This is a genomic window from Mucilaginibacter straminoryzae, assembly GCF_022953055.1.
Classification (GTDB): domain Bacteria; phylum Bacteroidota; class Bacteroidia; order Sphingobacteriales; family Sphingobacteriaceae; genus Mucilaginibacter; species Mucilaginibacter straminoryzae.
In genome coordinates this window covers 563,443-583,052 of the sequence record NZ_JALJEJ010000002.1, presented here as the reverse complement: position 1 = coordinate 583,052, position 19,610 = coordinate 563,443, and the positions used below count along the sequence as shown (strand labels likewise).

General features: G+C 44.5%; 12 protein-coding genes and 1 pseudogene. 5 read left to right on the top strand and 8 right to left on the bottom strand.

All coding sequences use genetic code 11. From position 1 onward, the window contains the following. Positions 1–237 precede the first annotated feature (237 nt). The 3 genes and pseudogenes from MUY27_RS06035 to MUY27_RS20700 all read left to right on the top strand — a co-directional run bounded on the left by MUY27_RS06035 (position 238) and on the right by MUY27_RS20700 (position 3,217). On the top strand, positions 238–825 hold the full coding sequence (locus MUY27_RS06035; protein WP_245129087.1) for a LutC/YkgG family protein: 588 nt from the start codon (positions 238–240) through the stop codon (positions 823–825). 187 nt (positions 826–1,012) lie between these two features. After that, positions 1,013–2,743: pseudogene (locus MUY27_RS06030) on the top strand (histidine kinase dimerization/phospho-acceptor domain-containing protein); the annotation flags it as partial. Next, positions 2,720–3,217 carry a sensor histidine kinase gene (locus tag MUY27_RS20700; protein WP_420846903.1) on the top strand — a complete coding sequence of 166 codons (498 nt, stop codon included), beginning with the start codon at positions 2,720–2,722 and terminating at the stop codon, positions 3,215–3,217. The pseudogene MUY27_RS06030 and the gene MUY27_RS20700, both read left to right, overlap by 24 nt. A gap of 113 nt (positions 3,218–3,330) precedes the next feature. On the opposite strand, the gene MUY27_RS06025 is transcribed toward MUY27_RS20700, so the two are convergent. The 5 genes from MUY27_RS06025 to MUY27_RS06005 form a co-directional block, all read right to left on the bottom strand. Further along, positions 3,331–4,926 carry a SusD/RagB family nutrient-binding outer membrane lipoprotein gene (locus MUY27_RS06025; protein ID WP_245129085.1) on the bottom strand — a complete coding sequence of 532 codons (1,596 nt, stop codon included), beginning with the start codon at positions 4,924–4,926 and terminating at the stop codon, positions 3,331–3,333. A 20-nt stretch (positions 4,927–4,946) separates the two neighbouring features. Then, positions 4,947–8,237, bottom strand: a complete 3,291-nt coding sequence (locus MUY27_RS06020; RefSeq protein ID WP_245129084.1) for a SusC/RagA family TonB-linked outer membrane protein — start codon at positions 8,235–8,237, stop codon at positions 4,947–4,949. A gap of 67 nt (positions 8,238–8,304) precedes the next feature. After that, positions 8,305–9,504 carry an ROK family transcriptional regulator gene (locus MUY27_RS06015; RefSeq protein ID WP_245129083.1) on the bottom strand — a complete coding sequence of 400 codons (1,200 nt, stop codon included), beginning with the start codon at positions 9,502–9,504 and terminating at the stop codon, positions 8,305–8,307. A gap of 209 nt (positions 9,505–9,713) precedes the next feature. Beyond that, positions 9,714–10,085, bottom strand: coding sequence for a response regulator (locus MUY27_RS06010; protein ID WP_245129082.1), 372 nt, complete (start codon positions 10,083–10,085; stop codon positions 9,714–9,716). Continuing rightward, positions 10,082–11,635 carry a PAS domain-containing sensor histidine kinase gene (locus MUY27_RS06005; RefSeq protein ID WP_245129081.1) on the bottom strand — a complete coding sequence of 518 codons (1,554 nt, stop codon included), beginning with the start codon at positions 11,633–11,635 and terminating at the stop codon, positions 10,082–10,084. Before MUY27_RS06005 ends, MUY27_RS06010 begins: the two co-directional genes overlap by 4 nt. 184 nt (positions 11,636–11,819) lie before the next feature. On the opposite strand from MUY27_RS06005, the gene MUY27_RS06000 reads away from it, so the two are divergent. Then, positions 11,820–14,342: a sensor histidine kinase gene (locus MUY27_RS06000; protein WP_245129080.1), complete on the top strand. Its 2,523-nt coding sequence runs from the start codon at positions 11,820–11,822 to the stop codon at positions 14,340–14,342. 96 nt (positions 14,343–14,438) lie between these two features. On the opposite strand, the gene MUY27_RS05995 is transcribed toward MUY27_RS06000, so the two are convergent. Both MUY27_RS05995 and MUY27_RS05990 read right to left on the bottom strand, forming a co-directional pair. Continuing rightward, positions 14,439–16,583 carry a glycoside hydrolase family 31 protein gene (locus tag MUY27_RS05995; RefSeq protein WP_245129079.1) on the bottom strand — a complete coding sequence of 715 codons (2,145 nt, stop codon included), beginning with the start codon at positions 16,581–16,583 and terminating at the stop codon, positions 14,439–14,441. A gap of 134 nt (positions 16,584–16,717) precedes the next feature. Next, complete coding sequence (locus MUY27_RS05990; protein WP_245129078.1) at positions 16,718–17,170, bottom strand: cold-shock protein; 453 nt, start codon at positions 17,168–17,170, stop codon at positions 16,718–16,720. Positions 17,171–17,523: 353 nt separating this feature from the next. On the opposite strand from MUY27_RS05990, the gene MUY27_RS05985 reads away from it, so the two are divergent. Then, positions 17,524–17,994 (top strand): DinB family protein, encoded by a 471-nt coding sequence (locus MUY27_RS05985; RefSeq protein ID WP_245129077.1) that lies wholly within the window; start codon positions 17,524–17,526, stop codon positions 17,992–17,994. A 16-nt stretch (positions 17,995–18,010) separates the two neighbouring features. Here MUY27_RS05985 and MUY27_RS05980 read toward each other — a convergent pair whose 3' ends face one another. Then, positions 18,011–19,318, bottom strand: coding sequence for a gluconate:H+ symporter (locus MUY27_RS05980; RefSeq protein WP_245129076.1), 1,308 nt, complete (start codon positions 19,316–19,318; stop codon positions 18,011–18,013). Between the last annotated feature and the right edge of the window lie 292 nt (positions 19,319–19,610).

Genomic DNA, 19,610 nt, shown 5'->3' with positions numbered 1-19,610 from the left:
GGTGCTGAAACAAGTTCAGCATGATAAAATAATAAAAACAATAGAATCGTCATTGCGAGGCGTAAAACGACGAAGCAATCCCTCGTATGATTAGGTTATTGAGATTGCTTCGTACCTCGCAATGTCGTTTGCAGGGTTGAATATTCAATCGAGAGTAAAGTCTAATAAGGAAATAAATCCGAAATCAAACTAATGTCACCCTGAGCCTGTCGAAGGGCGAAATCCGAAATTAAAACCATGAGCCGCGAACAAATATTAGCCGCAGTAGCAAAAAATCAACCTAACCATACCCCATTGCCAGATCTTACCCCATTGAAGGAATTGGAAGGCGGTGCGCTTGAAAAGTTCACCGAGGTGCTCACCGGTATTGGTGGCAGGGTAGTGCAGGCAGGTAGCTACGAAGCGATAGAAGCCTCGGTAGTGAACCTGTTTGGGCCATCGGCTAAAATTGTTACCCCGGTTGCGGAGTTAAAGTCATTGTTTTCAGCAGATAAATTAAATGTGGCTGATATTCATGACTTTCATGATGTTGACCTGGTGCTGATCAAAGGCGAATTTGGCGTTGCTGAGAATGGCGCTATTTGGGTAACAGAAAAGACCATGGGGCACCGCGTATTACCCTTTATTTGTGAGAACCTGGCCATTATTATTCATGCCAGTGATATTGTACCCACCATGCACAAGGCATACGAACTGATGCCTGAAAGTGATGCTGGTTTTGCAGCATTTATTGCGGGGCCATCTAAAACGGCAGATATTGAGCAGTCGCTGGTGATTGGTGCGCACGGCCCTAAAAGCATGACTGCATTCATACTGACTAATTAAACGAACCCATTTCAAAAACTTAGTCTGTTAGCGTGGGAGTTCAATTTTAAGTTTTTCAACTCCTGTTTACTGAAAATAAATTAAGGTTGTAGAAAATTTATTATAACGATAAACTTTATTTGAGTTAAAAGTGTTAGCTTCCCGTGGGCAAATGTCCCTGGTAAAAATTAATTGACACTTTTATTTTATGTTTCTCCCTGATCTAACAAACTGCGACAGAGAGCCGATTCATATTCCGGGAAAAGTACAGGGACACGGCTTCCTGATTGCGATTGATGCGGATTTTGTGATCAGGTATTGTAGTGAAAATATCAAAAACTTCCTTCCTCTGGAAGTTTCACAGGTTCTCGGTAAACCTATAGACGTAATTGAGCCGGCCTTCAACAGCCTGCTTCCTAATTTCTTTTCACGTGCTGTCGGCTTTTCAATCCGTCGCAAGCATTTTGAACCCGCTAATCCTTATAGTGTAGAAATAGCAGGGCAAGAATTTAACCTCATCCTAAGCCAAAGCAACGATTTTTACATGCTGGAATTTGAGCCGGAGGCATCTAATCTGGAGGCAGACCTGCAGCACCTGGTGGGCAGATCGTTGTCAGAAATGCTGAGCGACAAGGAATTGTCGCGACTTTTGTACAAAAGCGCTGTCCAGGTGAAAAATATCATCGGCTTTGACAGGGTGATGATCTACAAGTTTCACGAAGATGAACACGGAGAGGTAGTTGCCGAAGCAAAAAATGAAGACCTTGAACCACTGCTTGGGTTACATTACCCGGCTTCCGATATTCCCCGCCAGGCGCGAGAGTTATACAAGCTTAATTTAACCCGTTTAATTGCAGATGTGCATAGCGAAGATTCGGCATTGCTTGCAGAGCCTGGCTCAGTCCCGCTTGATCTGACGTGCAGTGCGCTAAGGGCAGTTTCGCCTATTCATATCCAATACCTGAAGAATATGAAAGTAGCGTCCAGCTTCAGTATTTCTATTCTTAACCAGGATAATTTGTGGGGGCTGATCGCTTGCCATAACTACACCCCAAGGTTTATCAATTACCGCCAGCGCGAATCGGCCCGGTTGGTAGGCCAGGTATTATCATCGGCTATCAGTTTCCGCCAGCAGGACGAAGACCAGGAAAAGTTTCACTTACGCAGGCGGGCAATAGAGGCTATCACCCGTTCGCTTTTGCGTAACACCGCTATCGAAGAAGCGCTTACACAAGGGGAGGTAACGTTGCAGAGCGTGCTTCCTTCTTCAGGTGCAGCGCTCTTTCTTGAGAATAAGTTAACAACGATAGGTAATGTGCCGGATGAGCGTTTTATTAACCAACTGTTGGAATGGCTTCCTAACCAGATGGATGATGATGTGTTTTACACTAACCAGCTTCCTGTTTTGTTTGCTCCCGCTTCGCCCTATAAAGACGTGGCATGTGGCCTGCTGGCCTGCCGGTTTTCAAAAGAACTTAAAGAGTTTATGCTTTGGTTTCGCCCCGAAGTAATTACTACTGTTAACTGGGCCGGTAATCCGGATAAACCGGTAGAATATGATGCCGATGGGATTGCACATATTTCCCCGCGTAAATCTTTTGCCGTTTGGACGCAGAACGTCGCCGGTACTTCTGTAGAATGGAAGCCGGAAGACGTTAAGGTAGCAGTTGCGCTTCGCGACGAAGTAAACCATCTCATTAGCCGTAAGGCTACAGAATTGCGCGTGCTGAATGAAAAACTGCGGCATGCTTATGCAGAGTTGGATACGTTTAGTTATACCATCTCGCATGATCTGAAAAACCCGCTTACGACTATAAAAAGTTATTCGCAATTAATTAACAGCCGTTTTAGTCTGGAGCCAAAGGTAAAGGACATGGTATCAAGGATAGCGGCCGGAGCAAACAAAATGCAATCAATGATTGATGAGGTGCTGCAATATTCGCGGGTTGGCCAATCTAAATTAGAAACCACCACCATTAATATGCGTGAGCTGTTAGACGAATTGACGCATGATCTTCAGTTGTCGTCTGCTAATCAGGGGCTTCGGTTTATCATCGAAGCCACACCGGATGTCCGCGGCGAGCAAACGATGATGCACCAGATATTTTCAAACGTGATTGGAAATGCCGTTAAATACTCTCAAAAAGCAGCGGAACCTGTTGTTAAAATTAGCGGTAACGTTAGGGGCAACGAGGTGATCTATGCTGTTTCGGACAATGGTATAGGCATACCGGAGGCGGAACAGGCAAAGGTTTTTGATCTTTTTTCCCGAGCGAAAGGCGTAGAGGAATTTGAAGGTACCGGAGTTGGTTTAGCCATCGTGAAACGGATTGTTGAAAAGCACCATGGCCGTATATGGGTAGAAAGCGAGCCGGGTAATGGCACCACGTTTTTTATTGCCCTTCCGGTGTGATAGTTAATGCCCGCAGTAACGTAACGGCAGTTCAGCGATATATTACAATCATTCTTTTTAAAATAAGAAGAGCCGTCTTTTAAGAACGGCTCTTCTTGTTTTATGTTGCGAGTTTATTTCACGTCCCAGAAGATCTTAGCATCTCTGGTGTCTTTTGCTCTTACATCAGCGTAGTGGCTGTTGAAGCCTCTTTCGATTGATGGGTAAGTTAACCTGTTAGGGGGCGTGGTGTAACCCGAAAGTTTACCGGTGCTTGGGAAGGTTAACTGCGGATACTTGGTCCGGCGGTATTCTGCCCAGGCCTGTGTGCCCTGCATAAAGCCAAAGTGTACCCATTTTTGGGTCCAGATCTTAGCCAGCTTATCTGTTTGTGCACCTGTGTAAGCTACTACAGATGAACTTAAGAAAGGTGCAATACTTGCCGTATTCAATACCGGTTTAGTACCTGTTCCCAGGCTGTTCAGGTAATAATAGAAATAAACAGATTGAGTAACTGCTGTTTCGTAAGCAGCTTTAGCGTCACCGCCGCCCCAACGTTCAAAAGCTTCTGCCTTAAGGAAATTAACCTCTGGCGCAGTGATCACGATGCCAGGTAGTTTGCTGTTGGTAAGGAAGGTAACAGAGTCTACAATTGCATACTTGGTAGCGTCAGACTCTTGCTGCGCAGCAGGAAGATCTATCGGCATAGCCCTGTAAGTAGCGTTTGGTACAAAAGTATTGTTGATAGTTTGGCCATACTTGTCATACACAACAGGGATGCGTGGGTCGTTAGACGGATTCATCACTTTGTTCAGCATATAATCCGGTGCGTAGAAGCTTCCACCTTCAGTCAGTGCGCTTTGCAATGAGTTGGTATAGTTGGTAAGCGGGGTTAACAACACGTCTGAAGATGACGGGCTATATGAACCTACCGAACCACCGTCAATCAGCGGGTATTGGGTAGGGTTGCTCAGCATTTTAGTTACCTCTGTTTTTGCAGTGTTTTCGTCATAGAAAGACATACGCATCAACAGGCGCAAACGGATAGAGTTGGTATAACGTCTCCATTTGTCAACACTTCCGCCTAACAAAATGTCTTGTTTGGTGAAAGAGTTAGCGGCTAATGTAGAAAGCTGCGCTGAAGCAAAATAAGTGTTAGCGGCATCTAAACCATCGATGAAGGTTTTGTAAAGCGCTTTCTGATCGTCGAATTTTCCGTTCTGAACGCTTGCACTGGTTTCCAGGCTGCTTGCTTCGCTAAATGGAATATCGCCCCAGCAGTCAACCATTTGTGAAGCCTGATCATACAGCGTTACACGGGCTGCGTTCATGATCACGTCATTGGTTTTTTTGTCATCAGCAGACATTTTGTTGTATACGCCTTCCATCACTTTGTACAGCGCCATTGGGCCGCTACCGTTACCTGTTGGGTGGTAGAAATCTTCCCAACGGTTACCCATGTAACCATCATTTGGTTGATAAACCGTATTTGAAGTTGGCAGGTAATCTGTTTGTGCGTATTCTGCAGTTGCAGTCAACACAAAAGTACGGTAGTTCCAGTAAGATGGTCTAACCCGGTCATTATTCAGCATAGCCGTAAACATGTAAGGTATACTTACTGTCGACGTTTTCTCCGGGTTGTTAAATTTATCGTCTATGCTCTTCTTACAGCTTCCCAGTGATAACACCAGTAATGCTGCATATCCTATGTTTTTTACTTTGTTAATCATGTCAATATCTTTATTTCTGTTTAGAAATTAGCGTTTAATGAAAATCCGAAACTTCTGGTTGCAGGTGAAGAACCTTCATCTATACCTTGTCTGTACCAGGTAGCACCGATCGGAGCTTCCGGATCCAGGTTTTTCAGTGTACGGTAGATGTAGAACAAGTTTCTGCCTACTAAAGAGAATCTCAGGTTGTTTACATGTAATGCTTTGCTAACACCTGCAGGCAATCTGTAGCCGATAACTGCTTCACGAAGTTTTACATAGTTATTTTTAAACACCGCATATTCGTTAACAGAGTTTTCGCCCCAATCATAAGTGTTTAAGTAATAAGTAGCCGCATCGATGATGGTGTTATTGGCTTGTCCGTTTCCGTTAACGCCTGGTAAGATCACACCATCGTGGTATACTTTTGCACCGTTAGGAGCGCTTGCGCCATTTGATAACAGGTGTTTGTTATCATTTGCATCAATGTAATAAGCTAAACCGCCATGTGCTTCGTCGCGGTATTGTAAAGTGCTTTCATACATACCGGCACCGGTAGCATATTTCATTGGGTTTGATACCATTTTGCCACCCCAACGGTAATCTACCAATACATCTAAAGAGAAGTTTTTGTAAGTAAAGGTGTTAGATACACCGCCAATAATTTTTGGCTGGATGTTGCCTACATTCACGAAACGGGTTTTGTCGATTGTGTATAAACCGTCGCTGTTGATGATTTTGTTACCGTTAGCATCTGTAGCGATTGGGTAAACCAAAATGTTACCGATTGGCTGGTTTGGCTGGGCAACTACTTTCAGTGCGTTTTGATCACCGTTGTAGAAGTTCAGTTCGTTAAAGCCAGGTGCCAGGTTGTTCACCATTGAATGGTTGATGGCAAAGTTCAAACGGGCATCCCAACGGAACTTACCTACTACCGGAGTGCCGCTAAAACCAACCTCGATACCGTTGCTATGTAAGGTAGCCGCGTTTGCATATAAACTTGAAGCACCAACAGTTGGAGCCACATTTAAAGACATGATTACGTTTTTCACCTGGTTGGTATAGTAGGTGAAGTCCATGCCTAAGCGGTCTTTAAAGAAGCGTGCTTCAACACCGTACTCCTGCTCATATTTTTTCTCAGGTTTCAGTGCCAGGTTACCGTATTGAGAGTCGAAGGTTAACTGGGTTACAGAACCGCCGGTAGTCTGGATAGACGACTGGTTGTACAATACGTTAGAAACATAACGCGGAGCAGAGTTACCTACCACGCCATAAGACGCTCTTAATTTACCATAGCTGATAAACTCAGGAAGTTTGAATGCTTCAGAGAATACAAAGCTACCGTTTACAGAAGGGTAGAAATAATTATTGTTGCCCGGCGCTAAAGTTGACGAGCTTTCGTCACGAGCGGTACCTTCTAAGAACAAAAAGGTTTTGTAGTTGAAGCTTGCTGTTCCGAAGAATGCTTGTTTCTTCAGGAAACCGCGGGTTGCCGAGGTATTTGGAATACCGTAAGAGTTGCTTAAAGAGAAGAAGTTTTCTGTTACTAAACCACCGTTAGTGCTTGAAGACTGATCTCTGTAAGTTTCGTTACGCGAAGTGTAACCACCGCTGGCAGAAAAACCTAAATCTTTGGTAATGTTGTTAGCGTAGGTCAATAATAAGTCACCATAAGTAATAGAATACTGTCCTTTTGCGGTACCGTAAGCGCCGGTACTTTGAGAACCGTTAAAGGCTACAGGATACTCGTTATGCTGCATGGTCTCGGTATTGCGGCCGGTATAGTCGCTACCGATACGGCCACGGAATTTCAAGTGCTTAACGATATCCCAGTTCAGGGTAGCGCTGGTTAATAACCTGTTTTCGGTTTCATCTTCGCTGTTCACTAACTGTGTCCAGAAGAAATCCATAATATCGCCGCCGCTCATGTTGTATTTGAACGCTTCAGCCGGGTTTCTTGCCTGGTTACCAAGGGTTACATATTTGTAGCCTTGTGAAGTTTTGTAGTTGTCTAATAAAACGTCAGCACGTTCAGAACGGTTAAGGAAACCGCCGAAGTTAGCGAGTACGCGGTTTAACTCGTACGGACGGTTGTGGGTAAGCGTGTTTACATAGTTTACTACAACGTCTGTGCTTAACTTATCTGTTAACTTGATAGAAGTGTTTAAGTTGAAGGTGTTTTTTTGTTGTTTAGAACCGCGTTGGATCCCCTGATAATCTAAACGTGTTGCTGACAAACGGTAGTTAACCTTATCAGTCTGGTTTGAAATAGCAATGTTAGCGTTTGAGCTGTAACCTTTCTGGAACAGGTCTTTGTAGTTGTTAGGCTGCGGAGAATAAGAGCGGTACTCGCCATCCCACCAACGGATCATCTGGCCGTCCATTTTGGGTCCGAATTGTGCGTATGCGCTGAAACGCGGGCGGTAACCAGAAGGTGAGTTAGGATCTTTTAACCAGCCTTCGTCTGTAAAACCACCGGCAAGGTTAGTCTCGCGGTCATAACCAGGGCCGTAAACGTTCTGGAACTTAGGTGTAAAGGCCACTTGTTCCATGGTACCTACGTAGTTAAAATCAACACCAAGACCACGGGTTTTTGAACCTTTTTTAGTAGTGATCACGATAGCGCCGCTCATCGCGTCAGAACCGTAAAGCGCAGTTGCACTTGCACCTTTCAGTACTGTCAGGCTTTCAATGTCATTCGGGTTGATATCCAGGATACCGTTACCACGAATGCGCTGGTCAGACCAGTAACCATCATTGTTTGAGCCATTTCCGTTAGGCGTCTCGTTGTTGTTACGGATAATTACACCATCTACCACAAATAAGGGCTGAGTGTTAAAGTTTAACGAGTTGATACCACGGATCTGAACGTTTACCGCACTACTTGCACCACCTGGGGCAGTAGTGATTTTTACGCCTGGCGCTTTACCATACAAAGCAGAAGCAAAGTTGGTGTTACCTGCTTCGGTTAATTGTTTGGCGGTAATGGTAGTAGTGGCATAACCTAATGCACGTTCCTGGCGTTTGATACCGAATGAGGTTACCACAACTTCATTTAAGCCTGAAGTTGCTTTTCCCAGGGTTACGTTAAAAGGGCCTGCACCTGTTACGGTAACTTCTTTTGATTCGAAGCCTACTGATGTAAAGGTTAGCACTGCACCTTCAGTAGCGCGAATGGTGTATTTACCATTTACGTCTGTTACCGTACCGGTAGTTGTACCCTTAATACGCACGGTAACACCGGGTACCGGGCCTGCTTCGTCCCGCACCACACCGGTAACGGCTGTCTGGGCAAATGTACTTGCCGTAATAAAAAGGAGCAAAAATAGCATTGCCATCCTTTTTAAATTTAAGTAGAATTTTTGCATAGAAATTAAATTGTTGGTTGTTTAAAATAAATCAGTTATGATTTTGGTGTTGGACAGTTAGCCATGCTGAAATTTTGTCTTTAATCTTATCCAGATTTTCGACAACTATCGCTAAACCGCCGAGTAATTGGGCTTTGTCGCCCAGCTCAGATACGGCAAGCGTGGTATAAGTAGTTAAATGCGGGATGCAGTGTTGGTGAATAGCCTGCTGGATAGGGGCCAGCCATATTTTGCCAATCACGCTGCCTTTGCCGCTCAGAATAATGCTTTCGGGGTTCATTAAATGAATAAGAATAGCCAATCCCTGGCCGATATAATAAGCACACTCGGATATGATCTTGATCGCGTAAGCGTCACCTTTGATCGCTTCGTTGATAATATCATCCGCGGTGATATGCTCGTAATTAGAGAGATGGCTTACTTCGCCTGCTTTCAGGCCGTCTATTGCTTTGGCTTCAATGGCCAGCAGCGATGCTTCTGTTTCCAGGCAGCCGTGTTTGCCGCACGAGCAGAGTTTGCCGTTTTTGTAAAGGGCAAGGTGACTGAATTCGCCCGCGAAACCGCTATGCCCTTTGAATACTTTTTGATTAACGATCATGCCTAATCCAATACCCCAGCCCAGGTTGATGATCATGGAATCGTTTTTAGCGATGGGTAATCCAAACTTTTGTTCGGCAAGGGCAATAGCTGTAGAGTCGTTTTCGATGAAAACAGGTAAGCCGGTTTTTTCTGCGATGAAATCTACAAAAGTTCCTTGCGGAGATTTTACAAATAGCAGGTTGTTGCCTTTAAATGCATCGATAAAACCAGGCATGGTAATGCCAATTGCCAGGAATCTTTCTTTCGGCCGTCCGGACGCAGTGATGGTTTGGTTGATGAAATCTACCAGGTCAAAAATCGCATCGTGTTTTTGATGGATATTAATTTCCAGTTCCTGCGTCTCGCCGATAAAGCCGGTGCCCAGATCGGCAATAACCACTCGTGTTTTAAACTGGTCAATCGCTACAGAAACAATAAATCCGGTATTTGCTGATAAAGAATAGGTTGCAGGCTTACGGCCGCCACTTGAAATTCTTAAACCATCTTCTTTAATAAAGCCCATTTCTAACAGCTCGCTGATCGCTTTAGTGGTAAAAGGGATGCTGCGGCCGGTAACCATGCTGATGTCATGGATGGAATAGCCTTTATTGTAGTATAAGGTTTTTAAGACTTCAAGTTGACTGAGCAACATTACTAGTATAAGTTTTTAATTAATACATAATTACATAATAATTATTTAATAACAAAAGCTTACTTAAAAATATTTTTAAAAAGTTTTTAATTAATTTAAAAAGATATTTATCGGCAAATTGTCGGAACTGCCGTAGTTAGAAAGCAAACAGGCTGTAGCAATCGCTACAGCCTGTTTGCGGTGAATCCGATATCGAAATCGCGGATGAATTAACAGCCTACTTCGATCTGCTTACAAACGCGGTTGAATAGTTCGTCTATATCGAACGGTTTGGCAAGAAAGTCATTTGCCCCATTTTCACGGGCGATTTTTGCGCCATCAAGGCTGGCAGAGATAATGATGACGGGTAAAGATTGCGTATCTGTCTGCTGGCGTATAGCACGCAATATCTGATCGCCGGATAGCACAGGCATCCACAGGTCCAGCAGGATCAGATCAGGTTTTTCTTTTTCAATTAACGGTATTACGTTCAGGCTGTTCGATTCAGTAATAATAACGGTTTCGTCGCTTTCAAGTGCCAGTTCCAGCATTTCGAGTATCCCGGTATCATCGTCGCATACCAATACTTTCTTCTTACTCATTTTTTTCCAGGTGCTTCTTTTGTGGGAAGTGTAAAACTAAAATTAGAACCCTTGCCTTTTTCACTTTCCACCCAAAGGGTACCTCCATGTTGTTTTATGATCTGATCGCAGATATATAAGCCAACGCCCATTCCGGGGAATTTGGTCTGTATGTCTCCTGCGCGATAAAAACGCTCAAATATTTTCTGCTGGTCTTCCGCGCTGATCCCCATGCCGTTATCAATCACAGAAAGTTTGATATAGTCGCTTACGAATGCTTTGTGCACCTCAACTATTTTGCTTTCGGGCGAATATTTTACGGCATTAGAAACCAGGTTATTTACTACCTGGATCAGATGCGACTCATCTCCGTTATAGCTGCCGATTGGTTCACCTTTAATGATGATCTGGTGACTTTTCGAAGCCGCCTGTATACCTTCCACGGTTTCAGCTATCATCTGGTCGAAATCAAACATTTCCCGGTGAATGGCCATTTTGCCGGTTTGTATGCGCGATACATCCAGCAACTCGGTGATCAGGTTGCTTAAACGGTCGATGAATTGGGCAGTTTTGGCTAATATGTCTTTAAACTTTTCATCGGTTTCTTCAGGCATAAACCGGTTCATCATTTGCACATAACCTTTAATGGTAGTTAAAGGTGTCTTTAGCTCGTGACTGGCAACGGTAAGGAAATCATCCTTTCGTTTTTCAATCTCACTGCGGTCTGTGATATCCTCAATGGCAATCAGAATGCGATCTTTATATTCGCCCGAATATTCTATCCGGTGCGCGTTTAAGAGCATCACTTTATGGCCGATGTACGGAAAATCGTGCTCTACCTGGAAATCGACCACGGGATTGTTGGTAGGCAGAACTTTTTCCAGCAGTTCTTTTAATCTGGGAATGTTCCACTGGCCATTGCCCAAATCAAAAAGTAGTTTATTTTCGGTTTCCTCTTTGTTTACTTTAAAGGTGCGCAGGAAATGATCATTTACGCTTAGTACTTTGTAGTTGTTGTCTAAAACGATCAAACTTTCGCGCACGGTCTGCACAATACTCTCTACATACTCCTGGCCAAGTTTAAGGCTTTGCGTGCGTTCTTCTATGCGCTGTTCCATTAACTGCCGCTCATTCTCCAACTCGGCTTCAGCCTGCTTTCTACGGGTTACATCATGCTGAATACCTATAAAATGGGTTACCTTTCCCGAAGCGTCTTTAATGGGGGAAACATACAATTCATTCCAGAAAAGCGTACCTGTTTTGGTATAGTTCCTTATTTCGACCATCACAGGTTTGCCCTGGTCAATACCTTCGCGCAGTTGCTGCCGTTCTTTTTGGGTGCGGTCCTCACGCTGCAAAAGCCTGCAGTTATGTCCGATAATTTCTTTCCGGTCATAACCTGTCATTTTTTCAAAAGCACTATTGCAGTAAATAATCGGATTATCCGTCAATCGGTTATCCGTGATAATGATACCCGTGATACTGGCATCAAGAGCGGCTGTCAGCAAGGTAAAGTCCTGCTCTACAGTATCGCGCGAGAAAGTAAAATGTCCATCCTTAAGTGAGTCCAAAGCTATCTATAATAAATTATCATCCAGCAAATTATAGAACAGTTAACATTTGTTGATGCCAAAGTGTTTGCGTATTTACACTTGTGCTGAAAAGTAAAAAGTAATAAAACACGCTGCGCTTTGTGCTGTTTAAATAATTTATTTGTGGCCGAAATTACCTGTGAAAAAATAAAAGTCTATAAACGTGTCTGATACTTATCCGTTTCTTCAAGGCGGCGGTAAAATGGGAGAGCTAATCCGCGCAAAAGATTGGTCAGCAACAATGCTCGGTTCGCCCGAAAGCTGGAGCGACAGCCTGAAATATGCAGCAAGCATCAGCTTGAATTCCGGCTTCCCTATTGCTATTTACTGGGGAAGTGATTTTACTTTGTTATATAATGATGCCTGGAGCAGTATACCAGGCAACAAACACCCCTGGGCGCTTGGTAACCCGGGTGCTGTAGTTTGGCCTGAGATATGGGCAGGCCTGGATGAACAATTTAATAGTGTGCTGAATAGTGGTAACTCTATCCGTCAGCCAGATGCTTTGCTGCTCATGCATCGTTATGGCTATACAGAAGAATGCTATTTCGATTATACACTGTCGCCCATCGTCGCTGCAGACGGGAGCATAGGAGGTGTATTTAACGCGGTGATTGAAACTACTTACCGCTTTATAAACGCCAGGAGAAATTTAACACTACAGGCGCTTCTGCAACGCCTGAATTTTCCGCAGACGGTAAAAGAGGGATTAAGGGTGGTGACAGAAATACTGGAGGCGGCGGAACTTGATATCCCCTTCTTCCTGATCTATTCTGGTGCGAAGCAAAGTGATGAAAACCCGCAGCTGACCGCCTTCAGCGAATCGGGCAGGAAACTGGCAGGTGTGTTGTGGCCGAAAACCGATGATGTTTTAAAAGGGGAGAGCGTGGTTTTACAGCTTGCGGATCACCCGTCTATTCCGTTGATAGAAAGCAATTATTGGTCAGAAGCACTTGCAGAAGTTTGCCTGGTACCCTTAATCCGTGACGATTCACTGATTATCGGTTATGCCGTTTTAGGCGTATCGCCGCGTAAACGTTTGGATGAAGACTACCTCAATTTTTTAGATACGGTTGGATTACATACAGGCACTATCGTCAATAATGCTTATGCTAAAGAGCGCAGCCAGGAATATGAAGAGGAGTTGGGTGCAACAAACGAGGAATTAACCGCCATAAACGAAGAGCTTTACGTAACCCAGGAGCAATTACGGGGGTCATTAGAGCGGATAGAGGAAAGCGAAGCGAGCCTGCGCTTTATGCTCGATGCAATTCCGCAACACGTATGGACAGCCACTCCTGACGGAGTATTTGATTATGTAAACCTGGTAATGGCCAGGGATTTTGGCGAAATGGGTAAGACAGTTGCCGAATATGGACTTCGGAAATTCATTCACCCGGATGATATTGACGAAAGCCAACAACGGTGGCAGAATAGCTTAGATGCCGGTATTGAATATACAATGGAACACCGTTTACGCATGCACGATGGTGTTTATCAGTGGCATCTAACCCGGGCCCTACCCTTTATTGAAGACGGTGAAATAAAAAGCTGGATAGGTACAAATACCAATATAGAGCAGCAGAAGGCTAACGAGCAGCGGAAGGATGAATTTCTGTCCATCGCCAGCCACGAACTAAAAACCCCATTAACAAGTATCAAGGCCTTCAACCAGTTGATGCAACGTGAAAACGATGGGGAAAAGCTCCGGAATTTTATTGTGAAGTCTGCAGACCATGTACGGCGACTGGAAAAGCTGATCAGCGACCTGCTGGATGTTACCAAGATCAATGCCGGAAAGATGACCTATAATATGGAACCCTTCCGGTTTGATGAAATGTTATTGGACACCGTGCAGGCTGCGCAACTGGCTGCGACTGGCTATGATCTGGAAATTAAGGTAAATACAGAGGTAATGCTGACGGGCGATCACCTGCGGTTAGAGCAGGTGATCAATAATTTTTTAACTAATGCCATTAAGTATTCGCCAGATAGTAAAAAGATCATTATCAAAAGCGAGATAGAAGAAGGCGAGGTTGTTTTTTCTGTTAAAGACTTCGGTATCGGCATCGCTAAAGCCCACCTCGACCGGCTTTTCGAGCGCTATTACCGGGTGGATAATACGGCGATGCGTTTTGAGGGGCTGGGTTTGGGACTTTTTATTTCTTCTGAAATTTTGCGAAGACACCATGGAAGCTTCTGGATTGATAGCGAAGAGGGTAAGGGATCTACCTTTTATTTCAGGCTGCCGCTGAAGCAGGAAGTTGCTCATGGCGAACTGGTATTGAAATCTGTACACCGGTACGAAAGCAAACATCTCAGCATTTTTTATAACGCACATCAACAGTGGCTCGAAGCTGACTGGAAGGGTTTTCAAAATTTTGAAACCGTAAAGGAAGGATGTATGGCGATACTGGACCGCATCCGGAAAAATAACTGCGGGAAATTGCTAAACGATAACCGCCGGGTTTTAGGTACCTGGTCAGAGGCGTCGGAATGGGTGGGCATGGAGTGGTTCCCCCTGGCGGAAGAGGCAGGTTTGAAATACGTCGCCTGGATAGTTTCGCCAAGTGCCTTTAGCCAGCTGTCCGCACAAAAAAGCGTGGATGTAAAACAAGGGAACATCATAGCACAATTCTTTACAGACAGCAAGGAAGCTGAAGCTTGGCTAAGCGGGGTAGTGTAATAACAAACATATCAAAAGAGCGCAGAAAGGCAATTGAAGGAAATATCACTCCTCAAATCTTTTCTGCGCTCTTTCTAATTAACAAACAAGGTTAGGCTACTTAATCACTTCCCAGTTTTTAATCTGGTAGCGGTGGTTCTTGAAGCTTCCACTGCGTGTAAGATTTCCTTTTTTACCATCATAAGTCAGGGTTAAGCTATTGTAATTGCCTTGCTCAAGATCGAAGGTTTCGCCGTCATCTTCGAATAATGTTCCGCGGGCTTTGTCGCCATATACGCAGCACGTAATTTCAAACTTAGTATTTGGGCTAACGTTCTCCACCGGCTTGGCCAAGGGGAGTATGGTGCCTTCTTTCACAAATACCGGAAGTTCTGTAAAGGAAGTGGCGATGGTATACGTTTGACCGCCGGTAAATTTTTTTCCGGTATTGTAATCATACCAGTTACCGTTAGGCAGGTATACCTTGCGTTCATTCTGTTTTTCTGTTAGAGGTGCTGCCAGGATACCCTTTCCGATCATATATTCATCGGCAATATTAAAAGTGTTTTTGTCTGTTGGATAATCCATCACCAGCGCGCGAAAAGGCGGAATGCCTTTGAAATGGTAATCGGCGAAAGCATTGTATAAATAAGGGACAAGGCTCATACGGAAGTTCAACAGCTTCCTGATATCCGCTTCTACCTGCTTTGCATTCTCCATCAGTTGGTTGTGGTTGTTCTCATCTATCTTTATCTGCAGCCAGGGCGGATTGGTAAGGTACCACGAGTTAAATAAGGTTTGTGCAGACAATACTGCGGTTTGGCTGCGACGCATCAGGTCTGCGATAGAGGTTGACTCCCTTACTTCGGGCGACCAGAGCATGCCGGCAAAACCACTATTTACAATCATGCCGATATATTCCTGGTGGTCGTAAGTGTCGCTGTACAAAGAAGCAGGGTAGGGCGACGCAAAAGAACTCGACGCACGGACATCCAGATAGGTACGTGTGTTTCTCTTTTTATAAATATCGTAGATTGTTTTCTGATACAACAAGCCGAATACCTGGTGCATTTGCTCGCCGCTTAAACCAGATGGGAACTCGCTATGCTCCGGGAAGCTCCATACGGCGTGGCCGGAACCCAGATTAGAGTTATCGCATTCATCCAGTTTAAAGCCGGATATGCCTTCTTTTACAAAGGTATTCTCGTGGTAACGGGCAAAGGTGCCTGCGGCAGAGGTGTCTGCAAAGTCCGGCACCAGGCCGTTCCATACCAGGTAATTGCCGGATCGTTCTTTTAATGGTTTATACAATGGCGATTTTGGATTCACAAAGGCATGTTCCCACAAATTGAGGTGGAAGCCCTGTAGTTTCATGCTATCGATCAGGTGCTGCGGCGAAGGAAAATATTCGGGGTTCCATACGTAAGAGCAGGAGTAAGCAGTCGTCTGCCATTTCGGTTCCAACCCGATCACATCGCACGGGATCTGGTTCTGCCTGAAGTAATTTGCCATTTTTTTTACCTCATCCTGCTTAAAGTCTGCCTTCACCCGGTATTTTACGCCCAGACCCCACAATGCCGGCATTGTACCGCCACCAGAGAACAGGTTGTAACGCTGCAGCGCGGTAAGAATATCGGGACCGCTGAATACAAAAACTTCAATTCCTTTGGCGCCCGGTACGTCTGCTTCTACATAGTGCGATACCGCTGATTTATGACTGTACAACTCCAGAACAGAATTTCCTCCGTAGGTTGTTTTTTCATCCGGCTTGCCCGAAATATTCATGGCGGTAGTGCCGCAGTAAAAGGTGGTGTAGCGTGTGGTGTTGATTAAAATGCCATAGCCTTTGTTGGATACGTAAAAGGTAGTGGGGCCGTGTGTATACCCGACATCGTTTAGCGGGTTGTCGTTTACAATGGGCTTTTTACGCAGACCGCGCTGGTTAAACGTGCCGATCTGCAAACCAAAACCATACAGATGTTCATCGTCATCCAAGGGGATATCGACTAATGCACCGCGCTGGGTAACTTTAACGCGGATGTCGTTAATATTAAATGGAAGCTTGGCCGGTGCCAGCTGGCTCATCGCTTTTATACGCGGCGGCTCACTGCAAAAAGTATAAGGCGTAAATTTGTCAATAACGCCCTGGGAAATAATCTCGACCCCTGGTGCGGGCTGTTGAATTTTATAGGGCTGCGAAGTTGCCTGCTTCGTGAATACGGCAAGCAATAGCAGGCTTAAAAATGTAAAGCAGGTTTTCATAGGCGAAAATGTAGAGAAATGCTGTAGGTAACCGCGAGCAAATTACCTTTTTTAACTGTAACCATCAGTTAGAGTTTGCACAGCTTTTTCTCAACATCTTCACGCAGGCAGTAGCTGCTACCTGTAAGGCTGTATTATACAGCCTTCTTAACTTTTATAGCGTTCAGGCCTTTCGGTCCGCGCTCTACTTCAAAAGTTACTTTATCTCTTTCATCTACCTGCTCTAATAAACCGTTAAAGTGTACAAAAACACTTTCCTGTGTTTGCAGGTCTTTTATAAAGCCGTAACCTTTAGAGCTATTGAAGAAGGTAACTGTTCCTTTTCTTACCGGGTCAACTTCAACATCCGGCTGGCGGCTTACACCAATTTCAATATCTTCTAACGCTATTTTTTTCTTCTTGGTCGGGTCTGGCGGCGTAGAAGTAATGTTGCCATTCTCGTCGATATAAGCCATCATATCTTCAAGGCTTTTTCCCTTGTCAGAATTGGCTTTGCGTTCAGCAGCTTTTTCTTTTTTATCCTGCTGTTTTTTTAGTCTCTTTTTTTCTTTTTCTTTTTTACTAAATGTTTCTGATGATTTACCCATAGTTGTTTTTAATGATTACACTCTGCACCGTAAAGCTGTTTGCGGTGCAACTTAATTTTCTATCGTGCCAGATTACTTGTGCTAAGTGGTCTGTGAAAACTTATACAGATACAAAATCAGTTAAAGGGAATAGCTTCAGTTTGTATCTGCCTGAATATTTCCGGCGGGTGGTTGTTGAAGAAAAACCCGCAAGGTCTAAATAGGAATAATGATGGCGGCGATTATTTTATAAAGGTACTGAATAAAAACGAATTTTCCCAATCTGCCGTTAATAACGATGTCAGAATTGGTGATGCGGAAGGTCAGCTCAGGTGCTGATAATTACTTATATTAGTTTAACTGTTAATCAAACTATGGATACCTCTGCACAATTGGCAAAGCATTTAAAAGAAGTTTATTTCGGTGGAAACTGGACGGCTTCTAACCTGACCGCTCAGTTAGCAGATGTGTCATGGCAGGAAGCTATTGCCAAAGTAGGGACGTTAAATACTATTGCCGCTTTAAGTTATCATATTGGCTATTACGTTACGGCAATTTCAAGCGTGTTGAAAGGGCAGCCGCTTACGGCCAAGGATAAATTCAGCTTTGATCACCCGCCTGTTGAATCGGAAGAGGCTTGGTCGGCTATGCTCATGCGGATCAGGTCTGAAGCTGAAGAATTAATTAGACTAATTGAAGGCCTACCCTCTGAAGCGCTCGATAAGGATTTTGCCGACCCAAAGTACGGGACTTATTACCGTAACCTGCTCGGACTGATTGAACACACGCACTATCACCTGGGGCAGATTGCCGTGATTAAGAAGTTGATCCGCGAGCGAGTTTAGTGCGAAGTGGGAAATGTTAAACCAACTGATTCAGGATCAGCACCCCGGTCAGTCCGAGAAAGGATACCAGGCTTTCCATCATCGTCCACGAGAAGAACGTTTCCCTGACAGAGAGTTTAAAGTATTCTTTGTAAAGCCAGAAGCCGGTATCATTTACGTGCGATCCGAATAAACTTCCGGCCCCGATAGATAATACCATCAGTTCTGGATTAATGGCGGTATGTTGCGTGGCAGGGAATAAAACACCAGCTGCAGTTAGCCCGGCTACGGTGGATGATCCCAGGCACGTGCGCAATACGGCAGTTACCAGCCAGGCCAGTGCAAGGGGTTCGAGCGAGCAGCGAACGACCAGTGCGGTTATTTCATCACTCAGTTTGCTGTCCACAAATATTTGTTTCAGGGTACCTGCACTGCCGATGATTAGCAGGATCATGGCAATATCTTTTACAGAATCAGTATAACACGCCATCACCTCCTTTAAGGATCGTTGCGTTCTGATGCCGAGTGTGTAGGTGCTAACTATAATGGTGATGAGCATGGCAACAACCGGGTCGCCGATAAAATGCGCAAGCTGAAAAGACGTGCTGTTTTTGTCTGCCAAACTGGTAACTACCGAAGCAATAATGATAATGATAACCGGCAGTAAAGATGATAACAAACTGTTGAGCACACCGGGCAAAGGTTTACTGTTGTCTGAAACGCTTGTAGCCGGATAAATTGTTCCAACCTTTTTTAACCGCGAAGCAAAAACAGGCCCCGCCAGGATGATCGCCGGTATGGCTACAATCAGTCCGTAAATAAATGTTTTGATAATGCTGGCATGGAAAATTCCGATAAGTGTCATGGGGGAAGGGTGGGGCGGTATAAAGCCGTGCATTACCGAAAGTGCGGCAAGCATGGGCAAGCCTACGTAAACCACCGGGAGGCGCGAGCTATAGGAGACGGAAAAAATAATAGGCGCCAGTAAGATAAACCCTACATTATAATATAAAGGTATGCCTACTACAAAGCCCGTTAAGGCCATGGCATAGGTTAAATACTGCGGACCGAAAATATTCTTCAACCGGTTGGCGATGCTTTCTGCTGCGCCGCTTAGCGCAACCAGTTTGCCCAGCATGGCGCCCAGGACGATAATGATGGTAACCGAACCAAGCGTATCGCCAATGCCTTTATTGATGGAAGCGATTACCGCTTGCGGTGGCATTTTTAATAACAGTCCCGCCGATACCGATACCAGCAGGAAGGCGATAAATGGGTTGGTTTTAAATGCTGTTATAAGCAATATGAGCGTGACGATACACAGCGCCAGTATAATAAGAGCCATAAGCGATATTCCGTCAGAAACCGGTAGATAATTGGTGAATGCAATCAAATTAGCAATTAAATATTAATTGAAGAGCACTCGCCGGAAAATTATGTCACACGGAGGTGCAGTGTGATGCGCCTTTGTAACTTTTGTGTGCGTTTTGTTGCATGTTTTGTCTTTCCTAAACTATTGCTTTTATTTTCATGAAATAAATATATACCTTAATGCCGTTATTTAAAACCAAATAGCTGTTTATCTGATTTTGCGTTTTCTTGCTGTTTTTTATTGGAAGTGCACAAGCTGGTAATTG

Coding starts and splice junctions, on each gene's coding strand:
- MUY27_RS06035 (WP_245129087.1), top strand. CDS start 238: ATGAGCCGCGAACAAATATTAGCCGCAGTAGCAAAAAATCAACCTAAC.
- MUY27_RS20700 (WP_420846903.1), top strand. CDS start 2,720: ATGATTGATGAGGTGCTGCAATATTCGCGGGTTGGCCAATCTAAATTA.
- MUY27_RS06025 (WP_245129085.1), bottom strand. CDS start 4,926: ATGATTAACAAAGTAAAAAACATAGGATATGCAGCATTACTGGTGTTA.
- MUY27_RS06020 (WP_245129084.1), bottom strand. CDS start 8,237: ATGCTATTTTTGCTCCTTTTTATTACGGCAAGTACATTTGCCCAGACA.
- MUY27_RS06015 (WP_245129083.1), bottom strand. CDS start 9,504: ATGTTGCTCAGTCAACTTGAAGTCTTAAAAACCTTATACTACAATAAA.
- MUY27_RS06010 (WP_245129082.1), bottom strand. CDS start 10,085: ATGAGTAAGAAGAAAGTATTGGTATGCGACGATGATACCGGGATACTC.
- MUY27_RS05995 (WP_245129079.1), bottom strand. CDS start 16,583: ATGAAAACCTGCTTTACATTTTTAAGCCTGCTATTGCTTGCCGTATTC.
- MUY27_RS05990 (WP_245129078.1), bottom strand. CDS start 17,170: ATGGGTAAATCATCAGAAACATTTAGTAAAAAAGAAAAAGAAAAAAAG.
- MUY27_RS05985 (WP_245129077.1), top strand. CDS start 17,524: ATGGATACCTCTGCACAATTGGCAAAGCATTTAAAAGAAGTTTATTTC.
- MUY27_RS05980 (WP_245129076.1), bottom strand. CDS start 19,318: ATGGCTCTTATTATACTGGCGCTGTGTATCGTCACGCTCATATTGCTT.